The 20785-nt window shown below is 59.8% G+C and carries 14 protein-coding genes; 1 reads left to right on the forward strand and 13 read right to left on the reverse strand.

Going from position 1 to position 20785, the window contains the following annotated elements; genetic code table 11:
• Nucleotides 1-146 precede the first annotated feature (146 nt).
• From OGM81_04030 to typA, 8 genes are all read right to left on the reverse strand, one after another.
• Complete coding sequence (locus OGM81_04030) at nt 147-1769, reverse strand: MBL fold metallo-hydrolase (protein ID UYJ44311.1); 1623 nt, start codon at nt 1767-1769, stop codon at nt 147-149.
• Nucleotides 1770-1838: 69 nt separating this feature from the next.
• The gene (locus OGM81_04035; protein ID UYJ44312.1) at nt 1839-4655 is read right to left on the reverse strand and encodes a GH25 family lysozyme; all 2817 of its coding nucleotides are present in this window, start codon (nt 4653-4655) and stop codon (nt 1839-1841) included.
• A 246-nt stretch (nt 4656-4901) separates the two neighbouring features.
• The gene (locus tag OGM81_04040) at nt 4902-6305 is read right to left on the reverse strand and encodes an FAD-dependent oxidoreductase (protein ID UYJ44313.1); all 1404 of its coding nucleotides are present in this window, start codon (nt 6303-6305) and stop codon (nt 4902-4904) included.
• A 62-nt stretch (nt 6306-6367) separates the two neighbouring features.
• Nucleotides 6368-7072 carry a DUF308 domain-containing protein gene (locus OGM81_04045; GenBank protein UYJ44314.1) on the reverse strand — a complete coding sequence of 235 codons (705 nt, stop codon included), beginning with the start codon at nt 7070-7072 and terminating at the stop codon, nt 6368-6370.
• 13 nt (nt 7073-7085) lie between these two features.
• The gene (locus OGM81_04050; protein UYJ44315.1) at nt 7086-7685 is read right to left on the reverse strand and encodes a cytidylate kinase-like family protein; all 600 of its coding nucleotides are present in this window, start codon (nt 7683-7685) and stop codon (nt 7086-7088) included.
• Between the two features lie 180 nt (nt 7686-7865).
• Nucleotides 7866-9131, reverse strand: coding sequence for an oligosaccharide flippase family protein (locus OGM81_04055; protein UYJ44316.1), 1266 nt, complete (start codon nt 9129-9131; stop codon nt 7866-7868).
• A 24-nt stretch (nt 9132-9155) separates the two neighbouring features.
• Nucleotides 9156-10169, reverse strand: a complete 1014-nt coding sequence (locus tag OGM81_04060) for a hypothetical protein (protein UYJ44317.1) — start codon at nt 10167-10169, stop codon at nt 9156-9158.
• 78 nt (nt 10170-10247) lie between these two features.
• On the reverse strand, nt 10248-12077 hold the full coding sequence (gene typA / locus OGM81_04065; GenBank protein UYJ44318.1) for a translational GTPase TypA: 1830 nt from the start codon (nt 12075-12077) through the stop codon (nt 10248-10250).
• Between the two features lie 233 nt (nt 12078-12310).
• Here typA and OGM81_04070 point away from each other — a divergent pair, with 233 nt between their 5' ends.
• Nucleotides 12311-13972: a putative manganese-dependent inorganic diphosphatase gene (locus OGM81_04070; GenBank protein ID UYJ44319.1), complete on the forward strand. Its 1662-nt coding sequence runs from the start codon at nt 12311-12313 to the stop codon at nt 13970-13972.
• A gap of 244 nt (nt 13973-14216) precedes the next feature.
• Here the strand turns inward: OGM81_04070 and gltX are convergent, their stop codons facing one another.
• The 5 genes from gltX to OGM81_04095 form a co-directional block, all read right to left on the reverse strand.
• Nucleotides 14217-15659 (reverse strand): glutamate--tRNA ligase, encoded by a 1443-nt coding sequence (gltX, locus tag OGM81_04075; protein UYJ44320.1) that lies wholly within the window; start codon nt 15657-15659, stop codon nt 14217-14219.
• A 128-nt stretch (nt 15660-15787) separates the two neighbouring features.
• On the reverse strand, nt 15788-17077 hold the full coding sequence (gene hflX, locus OGM81_04080) for a GTPase HflX (protein UYJ44321.1): 1290 nt from the start codon (nt 17075-17077) through the stop codon (nt 15788-15790).
• Nucleotides 17074-17652, reverse strand: coding sequence for a GNAT family N-acetyltransferase (locus OGM81_04085; protein UYJ44322.1), 579 nt, complete (start codon nt 17650-17652; stop codon nt 17074-17076). Before OGM81_04085 ends, hflX begins: the two co-directional genes overlap by 4 nt.
• Before the next feature lie 8 nt (nt 17653-17660).
• Nucleotides 17661-19109 (reverse strand): polysaccharide biosynthesis C-terminal domain-containing protein, encoded by a 1449-nt coding sequence (locus OGM81_04090; protein UYJ44323.1) that lies wholly within the window; start codon nt 19107-19109, stop codon nt 17661-17663.
• Nucleotides 19110-19342: 233 nt separating this feature from the next.
• A complete protein-coding gene (locus tag OGM81_04095; GenBank protein UYJ44324.1) occupies nt 19343-20656 on the reverse strand; it encodes a hypothetical protein in 1314 nt (437 codons plus the stop codon).
• Nucleotides 20657-20785: the final 129 nt, after the last annotated feature.

Below are 20785 nucleotides of genomic sequence, written 5' to 3' on the forward strand. Positions count from 1 at the left end.
GGTACGGGGGAGATGGCGCAAAGCGCCAGAGGGGGAGCGGTGGCGCGAAGCGCCGGAGGGAGAGAGCCTTGCCTAAAGCTCTCTCCCCCACCCGCTCCGCGGGAGCTCCCTCGCAGAGGGGACCAAAGATGCACGGCTCACATATTTTATCTATCCCACTTATCGCACAAGCTGGCGATCTGGCTGGCGAACTTGGCCAGGTCCTTGTTGGCACCGCCCTGGTTGTGGCGGATGACTTCCATCAAACGCTGGCCCATATTGACCAGGCGGTCGTAAGCAGCGCTGGTGCGCACATTGGCTTCGGTGCGGGTCTTGACGATTTTTTGCGTGTTACCGGTCTCGGCGCAGGCGGCGCGGCCATCGCTGACGATCCAGACAGCGCCGTTGTAGGGCGCGTCGGCCTCGTAGCCTTCAGCCCGCAGCTTTTCGGCCCAGTGGGCGGCCACGGCATCCTCGCCATGGTTGACAAAGACGAACTTCGGCTTTTCGTCAAAGGCGTGCAGCCAAGCGGCCAGGCCGTCCTTGTCGGCGTGGCCGGAAAGCCCGCTCAGCTGCCGGATGCTCGCCTTGACCTGCACCGGCTCGCCAAACAGCTTGACTTCCTGCGCGCCGTTGACCAGCGCGTTGCCCAGCGTGCCGGGGCTTTGGTAGCCCACGAACAGCACGGTGCACTCTGGCCGCCAAAGGTTATACTTTAAATGGTGGCGGATGCGGCCCGCGTCGCACATGCCCGCCGCCGAGATGATGACCTTCGGCACGGGGTCGCCGTTGATGGCCATGGATTCTTCTTTGGTCTCGCTGATGTGCAGGCCGGGGAACTGCAGCGGGTTCCGGCCTGCCTGCACCAGGGCCAGGGCTTCCTCGTCATAGCACTCGCTGAAATTCTCGCGGAAGATAGTGGTGGACTTGCTGGCCAGCGGGCTGTCCACGTAGACCGGGAAGTTTCCGTGGCCGGTCACGCGGCCCTCGGCCTTGATCTGCCGCAGAAAATACAGCAGCTCCTGGGTGCGGCCCACCGCAAAGCTGGGGATGACCACGTTACCGCCCTTATCAAAGGTAGATTGCAGCACATCGGTCAACTCGCCCAGGTAGTCCGGCTTGGGGCCGTGGCTGCGGTCGCCGTAGGTGGACTCCATAATCAGGTAGTCTGCGTGGCCGGGGTTGGCGGGGTCCTTGATGAGCGGCTGGTGGGTGTTGCCAATATCGCCGGAGAAAACGATGATCTCCGGCTGCTTGCCCGGTTCGGTCACGCGCAGCGAGATGGACGCACTGCCCAGCAGGTGGCCTACATCGGTAAAGCGCATCTCGATTTTACCCGTTGGTCCATCAAACAGGTTTTGCCAGGTCTCATAGGGGCAGGGCACGAACTGCTGCATGACCTTCTCGGCATCCTCGACGGTATAATCGGGTTCGACCATCTCGGCACCACTGCGCATGGCCTTACGGTTTTTCCACTCAGCCTCCTGCTCCTGGATATGGGCCGAGTCCTCCAGCATGATGGCACAGAGGTCGCGGGTGGCGTCGGTGGTGTAAATGGGGCCGCGGTAGCCGTTTTTGTACAGGTACGGGATGCGGCCCGAGTGGTCGATGTGGGCGTGAGTCAGCAGCAGAGCTTCGTAGGTGCCGGGGGCATAGGGCAGGTCGGCGTTTTCGTAGACGTCGCGGCCCTGCTCCATGCCGCAGTCGATCAGGATACGATGTCCTGCAGCTTCCAGCTGGGTACAGCTGCCCGTAACCTCACGGTCAGCGCCTAAAAAGGTAAGCTTCATAGAATACGCCTCCCCATAGAAAATCGTTTAGATTCTTCTACGATCAAATTTTACGGCTCGCTGCCGTTTTTACTTGTTATTCCGTCCGACGCCATATCGCGGGGCTTCGGGCAGGATGAAATCGGTGGTAAAGTTCTCGGTCAAATCGTTGATGTTCATGCGCACATCCCAGTACACATCGCCGTAATCGCGCAGCACCGTGTAATTTTCGGTGCCGATGGTGGCCAACGTCTGGGTGTCGGTAACAATGAGCACGGTATCCCCTGCCGGTTCGTACTCGCTCAGGGATTCCTGATAGGTGCGGGAGACACCGTCGAGGCCTGCCAGCGTGCGGGCGGTGTCGGCGCTGACCGAAACCAGCTGCACCCGGGCTGCCTTGGGCAGCAGGTCCAGCAGCGTGCCGCGGCTGATGTCGCCGTACTCCGGCTCGCCCACATTTCCTGCCAGTGCCGTGAACTCGCTGCCGGTCCAGCCCTCGGGCCAGTGGTCGCGGTCGTTCTCAGCGATTTCCTGATACAGCGCTGCCAGATAGTTGGCGAAGCTGATCGTCTTTTCAGCGTCCGGGTTGGCCGCGTAGGTGAACAGCGGCGTGTAGTAGATGCTCTGGTCGTCGGCATCCAGCCCGGCCAGCTTGGCGGCGGCGTAGGCGTAGGCCTCGGCCCCCTGCTGCTGGGCTTCGTCGACCGTCTCCGCGGGGGTGCTGGTATCCTTTCCGCCCACAGCCTCGGTGTCCTTGTCCGGGTCGGCAGCATCGCCGCCGGTCTGGGTGTCATCGGTCGTGATGGTCAGGCTCTCCAAGGTGGAGCGGCTGGCCTGCAACGTATCGGCGGTCACAGTGTCGGCCCCGCGCACGGCCACACCGCCGCCCTGGGTGAACACCAGGTCAAAGCGGGCCACACCGTCCAGTCCCAGCGCCGCACCGGCGCGATAGAGAGTATCCTGGCCGCTGGCGCTGCTGCTGCCGTCCACGATGGCGGTCACGCCCAGGTCTTTCAGCGTGGTTTGCAGCGCGGCGGTGTCCATGCCGGGGGTGGCGATGCAGATGATGGCATCCACGCCCTGGGCCTGCAAAGCAGCCACCTGTTCGCTGGCGGTCTGGGTCAGGTTGTTGGCAAAGGGCGTTTCCTCGTTGACCAGGCTGATCTTGTTGTTGACGGTGTCGGCATCGGCCAGCGAGAAGAACCCGATGCGGTAGCCCGCACGGGTGATTACGTAGTTCATGCCGTTGGTGATGCGGTTGCGGTTCCAGCTGGTAGAGCGGTAGAAGATTGCTGCACCGTCAGAATCCCGCAGGTTGGCAGCCAGCGACGGACCGCTTCCCATATTGGCGTCGCTGCGCAGGCGGGAGATGCCGTAGGCCAGGTCCTCGGCCCCGAAGGCCTGCAGATCGTACCCGGCAGCGGAAAAGCTGCTGAGCATATCCATGCCGCCGGTCATGCTGGCCACGGTGGTGCCGTGCAGGCTGCCGCCCGCGTCCACGAGGATCGAATCCGGCGTGCTGGCTTTCAGCGCGGCCACATCGGCCAGGCTGACGTTGTCGTTGGCCCGCTGGCCCGCCAGGGAGCCGGTGGCAAAAATGGGCACGGTGATGTCGCCCACCCGCACAAGGCACTGGATGCTCTCGGTGCCGTCGGCCAGCGTGGCGGTGATGGTACACTCGCCGCTGTCGGCCTTGGCGCGCACAAGGCCGTGCTTATCCACGGTCGCCACACTCTTGTCGCTGGTGGTCCAGAAAATTTTCTGCCCGCCATTTTCCTCGTCCGGCTGGTTGGTGGTCAGGTTCGCGTAGGCATCCTTACCGTCCAGATGCAGCTCCGTCTGGCGGGTGTCGTTGAGCAGCGTCGGCGTGGCCGTTTTGCCGTTACAGCTGGAAATTTCGCCGAAAGCAAACGGCCGCATGACGAAATCAATATCCACCGTCTCGCTCTCGACACCGTAGTCCGCGCCAGGCTCGGAATAGCTGCACTGCCACATATCGTAGGTGCCGGTGTAGCCCAGTTCGTCCGCAAAGCGGGCGATCCAGAGATTCTCGCGCCAGGGGTCGAACGCCGCATCACTGAAGCGGGCGCGCACCCAGTTCAGCGAGGCATAGATGCCCTGTTTGCCGGTGTAGCCCAGCTCGGTCAGGCGGTCAAAAAACGCTTTGGTGATGGCGGCCATCTCATCCGGGAAGATGCCGCTGATGCTCTTGTCCTCCAGATCGTAGTAGACGGGGTAGGACAGCCGGTAGGGCGCGGCGGTGTAGTCCTCGAGTCCCTCCTGCGGCGGGGCAACCAGGCCCAGCAGGCGGGCAACGTGGTCGGCCTCGCTGCGGGCTTCGTCCTCGGTGGTAGCGTAGGAGTAGATGTACGCGCCGAACGGGATGCCCAAACGGGTGCACTCATCAGCGTTGCGGCGCCACTGGGGATCGTCCTGGTTCCATCCCTGCTCCTGGCCGTCCCACTCACCGCCGAAACCGCAGCGGATGATGGCGAAGTCGACGCCGTTGCTCTTGGCCTTTTCCCAATCGACCGCGCCCTGATATTTCGATACATCGATGCCTTTCAGCACGGCGGCAGGCATAGCCTCGCCGCTCTCATTAAAGTAGTAGCCCAGTTCATTCTTCTGCCAGGCAGCCGCCGGGGTGCCGAAGTCTGCCTTGGCAGGCCCGGTGGGACCAGCCGAGCAGCGGGTAAGTACCACAGCCAGCACAATGACCAGCACCAGACAGGCGGCGCAGAGGCCCAAAACAGCCCGGCTGCGGCGTTTTTTGCTGGTTTTTCTGGGCGGCTGTTTGGGTGTACGGGGCGGCACACCTGCCCCACCCTGCTGCCGGGCCGGCCCAGCCCCGGAAACAGCCCTTTGCGCACGCGCCGGGCTGCGGTATACTTTGCGTTCGTCTGCCACGATGATGCCCTCTCTTTGTCTATATATAAAAATGTGTATAGTCGTTTATGTATGACTGGACTTTAAAGCCCTCTCCCGGATAGGCCTTTTAAGGGGATACTAATTAAGAATAGTGTATCATTTTGTCAAAGAAAATACAATCCAGGAGAGACGGTAGATTTTGTAAAAAATTTAGCACCCCGGCAAAACTGCAGGGGTGCCAAAACAGCCGGCCCGAAGGCCGGCTGCCAAGTATGTGTTTACAAATCAAAAGCCGTGCTTTTCCATCAGCTTGCGGCCCATCAGTACGCCCATAACGGAAGCCATCATCAGGCCGCGGGTCCAGCCGGAGGAATCGCCCAGGCAGTGCAGACCCTCGATATTCGTCTCCAGGTCGGTATCCATCTTGACCTTGTTGGAGTAGAACTTCAGCTCGGGGCTGTACAGCAGGGTCTCAGGGCTGGCGAAGCCGGGCACGACCTCATCCATCATCTTGATGAACTCGATGATGTTGACCATGGCGCGGTAGGGCATGGCGGCGGTGATGTCACCAGCCACGGCGTCCTTCAGCGTCGGGCGCACGTTGGTGCGGGCCAGTTCCTTGGCCCAGGTACGCTTGCCGTCCAGGATGTCGCCGTAGCGCTGCACCAGGATGTGGCCGGCACCCAGCATGTTGGTCAACTCGCCGACTTTCTGTGCGTAGGCGATGGGCTGGTTGAACGGCTCGGTGAAGTTGTGGCTGACCAGAATGGCCAGGTTTGTGTTGTTGCTCTTCTTCTCCTTGAAGCTGTGGCCGTTGACGACAGCGAGGTCGTTGTCGTAGTTTTCCTGGGCCACAAAGCCGCCGGGGTTCTGGCAGAAGGTACGCACTTTGTTGTGCCAGGGGGCCGGGTAGCCGATCAGCTTGCCCTCGTACAGGACCTGGTTGATCTTCTCCATGACCTCGTTGCGGCACTCGACGCGGACACCGATGTCAACGGTGCCGGGCTTGTGGGCAATGTTGTGCTCGGCGCAGAGCTTCTCCAGCCAATCGGCGCCGCGGCGGCCGGTGGCGATGACCACCTGCTTGGCGTAGATGTCGCGGGATTCGTCCTTCTCGCGGATGCGCACACCCTTGCAGGCGGATTCCTCGAGGATGATGTTCTCGCACTCGGTGTTGAACAGCATCTCCACGCCGGCGTCGGCCAGATAGTTCTGGATGTTCAGGTAGAGCTGCTGGGCCTTCTCGGTGCCCAGGTGGCGGATGGGGCAATCGACCAGCTGCAGGCCCGCCTGGATAGCGCGCTTGCGGATGTCCTTGATGTCGGGGCCTTCGTAGACGCCCTCTACCTTCGGATCAGCGCCGAATTCCAGGTAGATCTTATCGGTGTAGTCGATCAGTTCCTGGGCGAAGTCCTCACCGATCAGGTCGGGCAGTTCGCCGCCGACCTGGTAGGACAGGGACAGCTTGCCGTCCGAGAATGCGCCCGCGCCGGAAAAGCCGGTGGTGATGGCGCAGGTCGGCTTGCAGTTTACGCAGACACCGGTTTTATCCTTGGGGCAGTGGCGCTTTTCCACAGGCTTGCCCTTTTCGATAAGCAGGATCTTGTGGGGATTGCAGCTTTTGCGCAGCAGCTCCAGCGCGGTGAAAATACCGGCAGGGCCGGCGCCTACGATGATCAGATCATACATGGATGGGGGTTCTCTCCTTTAAAAATATGTGGGGACATTTATAACAGGGTGCAGGCACCCGGTCAGGTTTTGCTGGAGTCCTCGTCGGACACGTCAGTACTCTCGGCATCGTACACGACAGGTTCTCCGTCCCGGGTCGCGTCCACGATGTCGGTGTCCGCGGCCTCGGCTTCGTCCAGGGCATCACCCAAGGCGGTCAGGGTCGCGTTGACGGCGGCATTGGCCATGCGGTCCAGCGTGCGCAGCTCCATGGCCGCATACAGGATGCAGCCAAGATTCAACGCACCTTCGACGATCAACAGGATGCCGCAGAGCATCACCACACTAACAGCCGCGCCGAACGGGTGCCAGATGAGCAGCGCACCCAGCGCAATGGACACAATGCTGAACAGCAGCAGCATCCACCACTTTTCGCCTTTGCGCTTTGCCAGGTCAATAGCCGAGCCGATGCGGCTGCAACCATCCACCACGATAAAGATGCCAAACACCACCGGCAGAAAGCTGGCCACCACCTGGGGTTTTGCTAAAGTGAACAGGCCCAGCCCTGCCGTGATGACGCCGCCCACCAGCATAAAGGGCGCGGTGAAGCCGGTGCCCCGGATGCGGGCGTACTGGATCAGACAGACAATGCCGGTGATAAGCACCACCACGCCAAAGGCGTAGCAGATCCACAGCAGACTGGTTTCCGGCATAATGAGCAGCATCAGCCCCAGCACGATATAGGCGATGCTCATCAGCATCATTCCGCTTTTGACATAGCGCAGCATAGCAGCACGCTCCTTACTTGTTCATGGCCTTGGCGGCATCCACGATCAGGTCGGCACAGGTGTCCAGACCCAGCGCGGCATTCAGGCACAGGTCATAGTTTTTGGCTTCGCCCCAGCGGTTCTCGGTATAGTAGTTGTAGTAGCTGGCACGGGCACGGTCGTGCTTGGCCAGTTGGCTTTCCCACATGCGGTCGGGCATCTCCTTGGCATCGGGGCGGATTTTTGCGCGCCCCACACGGTCGGCCACCGGTGCGTAAACAAAGGTGCGCAACACATTGGGACGCTCCCGCAGAACATAGTCACCGCAGCGGCCCAGGATCACGCAGGGTCCCTGGGAGGCCAGTTCCTTGATGACGTTGCTCTGCAGAATGTACACCTGATCGGCCAGGGGCATAGTATTGCCCATCATGTACAGGCTGTAGATCAGGCTGCCGCTGCGCTGGTTCTCGCTGGCGGCGATGGCCTCCTCGGTCAGGCCGCTCTTTTTGGCGGCCAGGGTGATCAGCTCCTTATTGTACAGCGGGATACCCAACTTATCGGCCACGGCCTGGGCAATCTCGCTGCCGCCGGAAGCATACTCACGTGCCATTGTAATAACCATAGGTTCCTTCATAACTGATACACCTCACATTCAATTTGCTGCACGGCGGGCAACCACCGGTGCAGACTCTTCCATCTATAGTATACCCCCCTTTGTGCAAAAGCGCAAGAAAAAAATCATACTATTCGCGCAAAAACTGTGCAATGTCCGGCCCCATAAACAGCAAAAAGCTCCCCGGATGGGGAGCTTGTTTTATACCGTTGCTTTTTCTTTCTGCGGGGCAAGGGCGATGTAGATCAGGTTGGCTGCCAGCACCAGCAGCAGGCCGCCGCCCATGATGTACAACATCTGCGCCACCGAGTGATGGAACCGGGACACCAGCACAAAAATCAGCAGATACCCCGCCGTCATGCTGACGGCGAAGAAGCCTGAACGGCCCAGCGGCATCAGGTAGTTGATGAGGATCGTCAGGCAGGCCACCGGCACCACATAGAACGAGATGGGTAGCAGCAGGTCGATGGCGGCAAGGTAACGTTCGCCAAACAGCAGGCCGATCATCGGGCGGCCCACCACGTTCATGCCCACGGCGCACAGCATCGCAACACCGCCGCCCCAAAGCATGGCGCGCTTGAGCAGCTGGCGGGTATCGTGGCCGGTGGATTGGCGCTCAGCCACCATCGGCAGCAGCACCGGCACGATGGCGTTGGCTAAGTACAGCGAAATTTTGCCGATGACACTGCCCGAGGAGTAGATGCCCACCTCCGCCGGGTCAGCAGCAAAGGTCTTGATAAGCAACACATCACCGTTGGCCATCAGCAGCAAAAATAGCTGAAACCAGAACGTACTGACAAAGTAGCGCCGTATCTCGGTACGGTCCAGATGCAGCTGCTCTATTTTGGGTGCAAAGAACAGGTCACGTGCACACCAGAAGCAGAACGCCGCCGTGGCAAACGCTGCCAAAATTACAGCTGCCAGGTTGCCGCCGATGCCGAAACCCATCCGCACAAAAGTGATGCTGAGCAGCAGGCGGATAGCGATATTGAGCACACCGTTTATGCTGTAAGGTACGAATCGCTTAACACCTTGCAGCGTACAGCTGAAAACCGGCGCCACACAGCTGAACGCCACCACGACCATGGTGGCCAGTATGTAGCGGGTCTCCTCGATCTGCAAAACATTGGCGATGATACTGGACAGCGCCGCACCTGCAGCGAACACCACACAAGCCAGCAGCACACTGGCACGCAGCATTTTGTGCATAAAGCCGCCGATCAATTCCGGTTTGCCGACAGCCTGATACTTGGCCGTGTAAGTAGCTACCAGCGTCGAGATGATACCCGACGGCACACCGACAACAATAGACAGCGACAGCAGCGTGTTGATGGTGCCGTAATCTGCCGGGGAAAGCAGGTTTCCCATTACGATTTGATATAGATACGTAACGACATTGGCTAGCATGGAGATGGCAAACACGATCGCGCTGTTTCGTTCAAATTCGCCAAGTTTGAATTTTTTCATAGGGTTCCTCGTACTATGGATGCTTTATTTGTAACGGCCTTTGTCGATGGTCTCCAGATGAGAGAACTTGCCGCCGTTCCAGATAATAGCGGTGTAATAGCCGTTGTTCATGGTACTGATAATGCAATCACACTGGGACAGTAGATAAATATCGCCCAGGTATTGTTGCGTATTCTCGTATTTACTGGATTTATCCGTCAAGTCAGACGAACGGTTCACATGATTCGACTCACCCAACTTGAAGCGGACAGAATCGGAATAGAATACGTTATCGAACTTCGATGCAATAAGGTCCAGCGCCGTCTGTTCCTCGGACTTAACAAAAACGCCAAGTTCCCGGCCACTCTTCTTCCAGCACTGCAAACGGTCTTGCAGCAGCGGGACAGCTTCGTCAGCGGTCAACTGCACTGCGTGACCGTAAAAGCGTTTGTTTAGATCTGAGCCACGCATAGCAATGCCAATCAAGTCCATATTTTCTGGCACATCCAGCGAGGCTTTTACCTTGTCAGCATACGCCTGCATTTCCGCATTGAACGGCGCCCGTTCCGCCATCTCGTGCTGCCATTTCAGCACTTCCGGGTCTTTATCGCCGGTAAAGTTACAGCGCTGGTCGCTGCCGTTGGAGAGGATGACGTTTTTGCTCTGGTATACTTCTTCCAGCGTGTAGCGCTTGCCGGTGGCGGGGTCGAGCGGCTGCTCAAAGAAATACTCCCACACATTGGTCGTGCCGTGGATGGGATGGTCCTCGTTATACAGGGTCTGGTAGTTCTGCATATCCACCACAGGGATCCAGCCGTTATCATAGGCATATTTCATATAGCCCAGCACATAGTTATAGTCGGCCAAAAAGCCTGCTGCCGGGGGATACAGACGGATGACGAAGAAAGTCTTGTCCGGGTTTTTATTTCCAAAAGACTTTTTCTGCTCCGGCATGGTCAGGTTTTTGTAGGCTTCCCACACGGCCATGCTGGCCTTGAACACCCACTCTGGGGCATGGGCCGGTATCCAGGAACGCATCTTGTCCAGAAAGCTGTTCATATCATTGTCCTTTTAACGCAAAAGGCTGCTGCCCGGTGTTTGCGGTGCAGCAGCCTCCTTTGGTTCAGTGTGAAAAAATCACTTATTCTTCTTGCTGGCGGCCTTCATGCGGAGGTCATGGTCCAGGATGCGCTTGCGGATGCGCAGGTTTTCGGGGGTGACTTCCAGCAGCTCGTCGGGGGCCAGGAATTCCAGGCAGCCCTCCAGGCTGAACTTGCTGACGGGCACCAGGCGCAGGGCATCGTCGCTGCCGGAAGCGCGGGTGTTGGTCAGGTGCTTGGTCTTGCAGACGTTGACGGTGATGTCCTCACCGGTCGGGGTGTAGCCGACGACCTCGCCCGCGTAGACCTTCTCGCCTGCGTTGACGATCAGGGTGCCGCGCTGCTGGGCGTTGAACAGACCGTAGGTGACGGCGTCGCCGGTCTCGAAGCTGATCAGAGAGCCGGTGGAACGGGTCTGAATGTCGCCGCACCATTCCTCGTAACCATCAAAAATGGTATTCATGATGCCTTCACCGTGGGTGTCGGTCAGGAACTGGCTGCGATAACCGAACAGGCCGCGGCTGGGCATACGGAACTCGATGCGGGAACGGCTGTTCATCATCTGCATGTTCATCAGGATGGCCTTGCGGGCACCCAGGGCGGTCATAACATTGCCCTGGTAGACCTCGGGCACATCGATGACGACACGCTCCATAGGCTCCATGACCTTGCCGTCCTCCTCGTGGGTCAGAACGTGCGGGGGGCTGACCTGCAGCTCATAGCCTTCACGGCGCATAGTCTCGATGAGGATTGACAGGTGCATTTCGCCGCGGCCCATGACGCGGAAGGAATCGTTGGTGGCGGAATCCTCGACCTTCAAGGCAACATCCTTCAGCAGTTCGCGCATCAGGCGGTCACGGATCTGGCGGGAGGTAACGTACTTACCCTCTTTGCCGGCGAAGGGAGAATCGTTGACGGAGAAGGTCATTTCCACCGTAGGATCGTTGATCTTAACGAAGGGCAGGGGCTGCACCTTGCTGGGATCGCAGATGGTGTTGCCGATGGAAATATCAGGCAGACCGGCAAAGGCAACGATGTCGCCAGCCTGGGCGCTCTCGATGGGCTCACGGCCGTTGGCCTTGAAGTCAAACAGCTTGGTGATGCGGCCGCTCATATGCACATCGGGGTTGTGCCAGTCGCACACCTGGATGGCGGAGCCGACCTTGATGACGCCGTTCTGCACACGGCCAACGCCCATACGGCCCACGAAGTCGTTGTAGTCGACGCTGGAGACCAGCATCTGCAGCGGCTCGTCAGGCTCGCCCTCCGGCGGCTGCACGTACTTGAGGATGGTGTCGAACAGGGGCTTGAGGTCGGTGCCGGAGGAAGGATCGGTCCAGTCATAGCTGGCGGTGCCGTTACGGCCGGAGCAGAAGACCATCGGGCTGTCCAGCTGCTCGTCGGTAGCGCCCAGATCCATCAGTAGCTCAAGGATCTCATCGATGACCTCGGCAATGCGGGCGTCGGGACGGTCGATCTTGTTGACGGCGATGACCAGAGACAGGTTCTGCTGCAAAGCCTTCTGCAGAACAAAACGGGTCTGGGGCATGCAGCCCTCGGCAGCGTCGACCAGCAGCAGAACGCCGTTGACCATCTTCAGCACGCGCTCGACCTCGCCGCCGAAGTCGGCGTGGCCCGGGGTATCGACAATGTTGATCTTGACGCCCTGATACTCGCAGGAGCAGTTCTTGGCCAGGATGGTGATGCCGCGCTCGCGCTCGATATCGCCGGAGTCCATGACACGCTCGGCGACCTGCTGGTTGGCGCGGAAAGCACCGGACTGCTTCAGCATCTGGTCGACCAGGGTGGTTTTGCCGTGGTCAACGTGGGCGATGATCGCGACATTGCGTAAATTTTCCTGAATCATATACGTTCCCTCTCTGATTGGTTTGCGATTGAATGCCTATCTATAGGGGGATAAACCCCAATATCCACATACTTATCTATAATACGCTATCATGTAGTATTTGTCAAGAATCGCAAATTATAAAATAGTATGCTATAATATAAAATGTTGGATAGTAATTGAAAGGGATTTTGTACATTCCGTGGGGAAGGACGCAGTTTCCCAAAAAACAAGACAAGAGAGGGAAAGAACACATGGCAACAAAACCGATGCGCCGCATCAACATCATCGGGCACCAGAACCCCGATACCGACTCGATCTGCTCGGCCCTTGCCTATGCCTGGCTGAAAAACCGCGGCAGCCTGGAAGGCCTGTACGAAGCCCGCCGCGCCGGGCATATCAACCGCGAGACTCGCTTTGTTTTGCAGCATTTCGGCGTGGAGCCGCCGCGCCTGTGCACTGATGTCAGCCCCCAGATCAAAGACATTGACATCCGCAAACAGGCGGGCATTGACGGCGAAATGAGCGTGCGCGCCGCCTGGAACCTGATGCGCGATGTCGAGATCGACACCCTGTGCATCGTGGATAACGAGGGCGAGCTGCAGGGGCTTATCACCATCAAGGACATTGCCGATGCCAACATGGACCTGTTTGACACTGCCGTACTGGCCGCCGCCAGCACCCGCTACTCCAATCTTTTGGAAACGCTGGAGGCTGAGCTGGTAGTAGGCAACGCCGACACCCGCATCGACAGCGGCAACATCTGCATCGGCACCAGTCCCGAAATCATGGAGGAACTGGTCAAACCCGACGATTTAGTCCTGGTCTCCAACCGGTACGAGGCGCAGATGTGCGCCATCGACTGCGGTGCCCGGGCCATCATCGTCTGCTGCGGCTCGGCAGTGCCCCGCACCATCGTGGCCCGCGCCCAGGAGAAGGGCTGCGCCATCCTGGCCACCCCCTACGACACCTACGCTGCCGCGCGGCTCATCTCCACCGCCGCGCCGGTGCGCCACTTTATGCGCACTAAGGAGCTTCTGAAATTCAGCGTAAACACGCCCATTGAGGACGCCCGCAAGGTCATGGCCAGCGTGCGCCACCGCTACTTCCCGATTCTGGACGAGAACGGCAAGTACTGCGGCGTGGTCAGCCGCCGTAACCTGTTGAACCTGCACCGCAAGCAGCTGATTCTGGTGGACCACAACGAACGCCAGCAGGCTGTGGACGGCCTGGAAGAAGCCGATATTCTGGAGATCATCGACCATCACCGCATCGGCAATTTGGAGACTACCGGGCCGGTCTACTTCCGCAATGTGCCGGTGGGCTGCACAGCCACCATTTTGTACCAGATGTTCGGCGAGCAGGGCATGACCCCCTCGAAAGAGATCGCGGGCCTGCTGCTGTCGGCCATTTTGTCCGACACGCTGATGTTCCGCTCCCCCACCTCGACCCCGCAGGATGAGGCCGCTGCCAAGGCGCTGGCCGCGCTGGCGGGCGAGGACATTCCCACCTACGCTGAGCAGATGTTTGAAGCGGGCGCCGACCTGACCGGCCGCGACGCCGAGGATGTGTTCTGCTCCGACTTCAAGGTGTTCAGCCGCGGCGACGCCAAGTTTGGCGTGGGGCAGTCCATCTACATGACGGACAAATCCCGTGCCGCCGCCGAGGCACTGGTAGGGCCGTTCCTGCCCGAGGCCAGCCGCCGTGAGGGCCTGCCGATAATCTTCTACATGTTCACCGACATGAAGACCCAGAGCACCGATCTGATGTACTGCGGCAACGCTGCCGAACAGATCGTGCGCGACGCGTTCCATGTAGAGCCGAAGGACGGCAAGGCCTGGCTGCCGGGGGTCGTCAGCCGTAAAAAGCAGTTGATCCCGCCGCTGCTGGCCGCACTGCAGGCGCATCAGGAGTAACACACATTTAAAAGGCTCCCTCTGCGAGACAGACTCCCCCGATACGGGGGAGGTGGCACTTCGTGCCAGAGGGGGAGCGCTGTCAGCGAAGCTGACTGAGGGAGAGACAGTATCTTTAGCTGCTGCCAAATCGTAGGCTCTCTCCCCCACCCGCTTCGCGGGAGCCTCCTCCCAGAGGGGACCGCACCTAAAAGTAAATGCCCGTTGCACAAACACCGTGCAACGGGCATTCTTTATTGGTAATTTACAGCTTTTCCAGCGCGGCCTTTACGCGGACGATGGTTTCTTCCTTGCCCATCATAGCGGCCAGGTCGGTGCCGCCGCCGGGGGTACGGGCTTTGCCGGATAGGGCAATGCCCAGCGGGAAGAGCAGCCAGCCGTTCTTTTTCTCCATCTGCTCGGCCAGGGTCTTGCAGGCCTCAAAGATGGCATCGCGGTTCCAATCGGCCTGGGCTTCCAGCACCGGCAGCAGGGCGGCCAGAGCCTCCTTGGCGGATTCCGGCGTGGTCTTCTGCTTTTTGTTGCGGTACATCTCGGCATCGATGGGCAGCACGGCGTCGAAGAAATCCAGCTGCGGCGGGATGTCCTCCAGCACTTCACAGCGGGGCTGCAGGTTGGCGCACAGCAGGTCGCGGTCGATGTCGCGGTGCACAGCACGGTCGATGAACGGATCGGCCAGGCGGCGGAACTCCTCGGCCGGCAGGGCGCGGATGTAGGCGGCGTTGATGGCACGCAGCTTAAGCGGGTCAAAGATGGCAGGGGACTTGGAAATGCGGGCAGGGTCCCAAATCTTGATCATTTCCTCATGAGAGAAAATTTCCTGCTCGCCCTCGGGGGCCCAGCCCAGCAGCAGCAGATAGTTCAGCACAGCGGCAGGCAGGTAGCCTTTGGCCACCAGGTCCTGATAGCTGGCGTCGCCGTTGCGCTTGGACAGCTTATTCTGGGCGTCCTTCATAACCGGCGGGCAGTGGACGTAGATGGGCTTTTCCCAGCCGAAAGCCTCGTACAGCAGGTTGTACTTGGGGGTGGAGGACAGATACTCGCTGCCGCGGATGACGTGGGTAATGCCCATCAGGTGGTCATCCACCACGTTGGCGAAGTTGTAGGTAGGCATGCCGTCGGTCTTAATCAAAATCTGGTCGTCCAGTTCCTTGACGTCGACCTCGATATGGCCGTAGACCACATCGTCGAAACCGGCCACGCCGGATTCGGGGATCTTCTGGCGGATGACGTAAGGCTCACCGGCGGCCAGCTTGGCGTCGATCTCCTCCTGAGTCAGGTGGCGGCAGTGGCCGTCGTAGTGGGTCATCTCACCGGCGGCGCGCTGGGCCTCGTGCATCTCGTTCAGGCGATCCTCGGTGCAGAAGCAGTAGTAAGCCTTGCCCTCCTTGACGAGCTGCTCGGCATACTGTTTGAACATGCCCATGCGCTGGCTCTGCACATAGGGGCCGACGGGGCCGCCGATGTCGGGGCCTTCGTCCCAGGTCAGGCCGGTGGCGCGCAGCGTGCCGTAGATGATGTCGGTAGCGCCCTCGACCAGGCGGCCCTGGTCGGTATCCTCGATACGCAGAATGAACGTACCATCGTTATGGCGTGCCTGCAGGTAAGTGTACAGTGCGGTGCGCAGGTTGCCGACGTGCATATAGCCCGTGGGCGACGGCGCAAACCGGGTACGAACGTTAGACATGGTGAAAACCCCTTTGTTTTAAATTAGTATCCCGTAAATTGCAGGGGCCGGTGCTTGCTTCGGCCCTACAAACATGTTTTTGTTCTCAAACGACTTCATTATAAAGCGAAGACAAATCGCTGTCAACCTTACACAAGATACGGCTCAAACCGATGCAGATCGTCGATCTTGACGGTGGCGCGGTAGTAGACGCCGTCCTCTCGGTATTCTTCCTCGGCCACGCTGCCGCGGCTGCGCAGGATGTCGGCCAGCGCCAGTTTATCGTAGGGCAGCAGCACCTCGATGCCCCGCACACGGTGGGCCAGCACATCATCGATCTTGGCCAGCAGGGCGGGCAGGCCCACGCCCGTTTTGGCGCTGGTCAGCAGGATGTCCGGGTCAAAGGACAGCAGATTCGCTGTATCGCACTTATTGTACACCACCAGCTGGGGGATGCCCTCGCAATCCAGGCTGCTCAGTACCTCATCGGTGACGGCCAGCTGCTCGGCAGCCTGGTCGTCACCGGCGTCGGCCACCTTTACGATAACGTCCGCATAGGCGGCTTCTTCCAGCGTGCTCTTGAACGCTTCCACCAGGTGGTGGGGCAGGCGGCTGACGAAGCCGACCGTATCCACCAGAATAATTTGCAGGCCGCTGGGCAGGGTCAGCTTGCGGGCGGTGGGGTCCAGCGTGGCGAACAGCATGTCCGCCTCAAAGATCTGCTCGCCGCACAGGGCGTTCAGCAGGCTGGACTTGCCCACGTTGGTGTAGCCCACCAGTGCCACCACGGGCACATTGTTTTTCTGGCGGGCGCGGCGGGTCTCACCCCGGCGCTTCTCCATCTCTTTAAGACGGCCTTCGAGATGTTCAATGCGGTGGTGCAGGTGGCGGCGGTCCAGCTCCAGCTTGGTTTCACCGGCACCGCGGCGGGCACCACCGCCGCCCCCGCCGCCGCCGCCCTGGCGGCTGAGGGATTCACCCAGGCCCTGCAAACGGGGCAGCTGGTAGCGCAGGGTGGCCAGTTCGGTCTGCAGCTTGCCCTCATTGGTGGTAGCGCGGGCACGGAAAATTTCCAAAATCAGCATCGTGCGGTCCAGCACTTCCACCTGCAAAGCGGCGGACAGGTTGCGGATCTGGCTGCCGGTGAGTTCGCCGTCAAAAATAGCTGCCGCAGCGTTCAAATTTTGGCAGACAAGCCGCGCTTCGGCCACCTTGCCCTCCCCCAGCAGGGTGGCGGCTTCGGGGGTGGCGCGCTTCTGCGTAACCTCGGCCACGGCCTCCATGCCGTTGGCGTCAGCCAGCGCCCGCAGCTCGTCCAGGCTGCGGGCCATATCGTACTTGCCCTGATCCAGCGCCAGCAGCACGACGGGCAGTTTCTCGCCGTCCTGCTGTTTCTGGGCCGTGGTGCCAAAGTCCAAATCGATCGTATTCTCGCTCATAGATCCTCTTTTACCAGGTGGTAGGCGCGACAGGGCACCGCCGTGCCGTCAAATTTGTGGTCGATCACATCGTGGTCGTAAACGAAACCGGCTTTTTGCAGCACGGCGCTGCTGGCCACATTCTCGTTGGCATGGATGGCCACCAGCCAGGGGGCATCCACCGTGTTGAACCAGTAGTCCCGCACGGCGCAGAGGGCCTCGGTCATATAGCCGTTGTTCCACCACTTGCGGCCCAGCGCGTAGCCCGTCTCCCAGGCAGAGCCCAGAATTTCGGTGTTCAGGTGCCAGCCGGTCTTCAGCTCCGGCGCGGGGAACAGGCTGATGGTGCCCATCAGCACGCCGCTGCGCTTATTCTCCACGCCCCACTGGTAAAAGGTGGGGTCGCCGTAGTGCTTTTCCCACTCGTTCAGCGTCTCGGCGGTCTCGGCCCAGCTGCGGTGGGCGTTCCAGCGCAGATACCGGGTCACCTCGGGGTCGCTGGCCCAGTTGTTGAACATCATCTCGCTGTCATCCATGGTCAGCCGCCGCAGCAGCAGCCGCCCGGTCTCCAGTTCCTGTGTACCGCAATGTTTCATGGTTTTCCTCACTTCTTTAACAGGCCGCGCAGGATGCCCAGCCCCATATTCCACAGTTTGAGCAGTTGGGCGCGGTAGAGGGTGCAGTAGATGAACAGCACCGCGCCGGTGAGCACGAATTTCAGGACAAAATGCTGCCACAGCAGCGTGCCGGCCGCCGTGACGGCGAACGCCAGCAGAAAGCCGGAGATGGTCTTGGCAAAGCTGGGGATGGTGCGGTAGTACATCTGCCCGGTAACGCTGCGGTACAAAAATGCCAGACCGTTGCTGGCGGCCAGCGCAAAGGCCGCGCCGGTCATGCCGAAGCGGGGCACGAAGGCCGCGCACAGCCCCAAATTAGACAGCGCCCCGATGCCAATGCCAATGGTATCATGCCAGGGTTTGCGGGCGATGGAGTTGCCGTAGACGGTGCCCTCGCACAAAATGTTGAACACCACCGCCAGCATCAGCAGCGGGAAGATGGTCAGGCACTCTTTTTTGTTGGGGAAGATGAGGAATACGATGTCTTCAAACATCACCAGCACGCAGAAAAAGCCGAAGATCAGCAGGTTCAGCACGTCGTGCACGCGGCCAATGCGCTCCTGTTCCTCGCGGTAGTGGGCGTACACATAGGGGCCCCAGTAGGTGGAGAAGCCCGCCTGGATAGCGGTGACCAGCTGCGCCAGGCTGTAGCCGAAGGCAAAGAGTCCCTGGGCGCTTTCGCCGCACTCGTTGCCCACAAAGGACAGGCAGATGCCGCTGGACAGGCTGAACAGAATCTGCGCCGGGGCCAGCGCGATGCCATAAGGCACAGCCACCTTGGCGATACCGCCGAATTTTTCGGCAGGCAGCGGACTGAAGAAGGCGCTGCGGTACTTATACCCAAACGCAATGACCACCACGCCGAAGCTGATGATGGCCGCCATGGCCAGCAGGTAGACGTTGGAGGTGAAGAAGCCGGGCAGCAGATAGATGAGGTTGAAGCACCCCTGCATCCACAGCGTCTCGGCGGTGTAGGCTTTCAGGTCGTTTTCCAGCCGCAGCAGCACGTTCAGGTAGCGCACCAGCATGTACAGCGCGGCGTTCACGAACAGCAGCGGCACCAGCCCCTGGCCGTCAGCGCCAAAGCCGAAGGCCACCGCCATGGGCCGGGCGGCGAACAGGCTGCACACAGCCCCCAGCACCAGCATGAACACCACCGACATCCGGGTGCAGGCGGCAAACAGCTGGCGGGGTTCGGCCCCGGCGGGCGGCTCATGGTAAAAGCGCAGCAGGGTCTGGTCCAGGCCCAGGATGCCAAGGTTCATGACGGTGGCGGTGTAGGTCATAAAGGTGACCGGCGCGCCCAGCACCTCGGCAGGCAGCAGGCCCTTGACGATGAGCGCCAGGCCGGTGATGGCAAAACCCAGGTAGGTTGCCACCGAGTATTTCATTACGTTGCCGGCAAAGGATTCCCCGGCGGATTTTTTCTCTGGCATGATTCGAGGTCCTTTCCCGCCTTCTTTGAAAAGAAGGAAGCGAAGAAACTTTTATACTTATGGCAACACCGCACAATTCCCGCCTAACGGCTTAAGCACCGCTCCGGCGGCTGCGGCACGGCATCTGCGTTGCAAAAATGCTCGATAATACACAAAGTATTATCTGCGCTTTTAGCTTAGCATCTGCCGCACCTCGCTCGCCGTATCGGCACTTAGAATTATGCGGTATTGCCTTATTTCACGTAGGGCCTGATGCGGGCCGTCATGGCTTCCACCTGCTCGGGCGTCACATGGGCTTTATCCACATAACCGTAGATGCGCTGGGCGAAATTGGCCAGCGGCGGGCAGAAGGCGAACACCTTTTTCGGCTCCCAGCCGCGGCGGTACAAAAAGTGTACGCCCGCCAGTGCACAGAATTTCAGCAGGTTAAAGTGGGGGGTAAAGCCCTCGCCCATCGGCTCGTCCCGGGGGGGATTTTTGTAGACATTCTCCAGCAGATCGGCCATGCGGATGTAGGCCGGCGTCTCGCTGGGGTCGAAGTAGCCCTCGATGACTTCGCGCGCAATGGGGAACGGCGGGTCGTCCTGCTGCATGGCGGCGGCAAAGTCCGCGTAAGTGGTGATATAGCGGGCGTTCTTGTAGATGACCGGGTCATACTCGTGCTCAATGGGCACAGGGCGCAGGATGTGGCAGCTTTTGCCCGCCATGTACACCTCGGCGATAGCGGTGCTCATCCAGATGGAGATGGAGTCCGCTGCCACGATCCACTGCTTGACCGAATCGGCAAAGATCACGTGGAAGTTGGGGCATTTCCTGGCCAGTTCTTCCAGCGCGGGGCTGTTCCACTCGCTGGGGTGGCGGCGGTAGACAAGCTCTACCTCCGGGTGGGCAGTGAGGTACTGTTCAAACCAGCTCAGCGTCTCTTTCATCGATACACGGTTTGTTTTGGCAAAGCCGGTAAAGTCGGTGCCCGCCATTCTGGAAAGCTCGGCCACCTCGTCATTGTTCATGCTGGCGTAGCCGAAGCTGGAAATATACAGGTGCAGCTTTTTGTTGGGGTCGAGGTCGAACTCCCGGCAGAGGGTGGCTTTATCCTTAAAATACCCGTTAAATTCAGGCCGCAAAAAATCCATCATGACGGCGCCGGTCACGGGGGTGTTTTTGGCGTCCATGCCGTGGGCCTGCAGGCGGGCGGCGGTGCGCTTGCCCCAGCAGGTCTGCACGCAGCGCTTGGCGTTGCCGTTCATGTTGAACCAGTCACCCTCCTCCTGCGTATCGGAAAGCATCTGCTCCCAATGCAGGTTGACGATCTTGTTGCATTTGCCGATGTTGTTGTAGACGTGGCTGTTGATGGCCTCGTTATCATACATGCAGCTGGCGACCAGCACTTCCGGCTTATCTTTGCCGAAAAGCCGCAGGTGCTTGGGGTCCAGCAGCTGGCGGATCTCGGCGGTATAGCCGCGGCGCTCCAACTCCAGCTTGAGCAGCAGGTCGCTCTCATATTCGCGCACAGTGTGCTCGTACAAAATCAGGAAGTCTAAAGCCATGGTTTGCCTCGTTGTAGATTTAATTGCCAATTTACTTCGGCCCCCTCTGGGAGGTGGCTCCCGCATAGGCGGGTGGGAGAGAGCGCCTGATCGCCAATGCTTCGGATACCGGTAATGCTCTCTCCCTCC

This window comes from Oscillospiraceae bacterium (assembly GCA_025758045.1).
Taxonomy (GTDB): Bacteria; Bacillota; Clostridia; order Oscillospirales; family Ruminococcaceae; genus Gemmiger.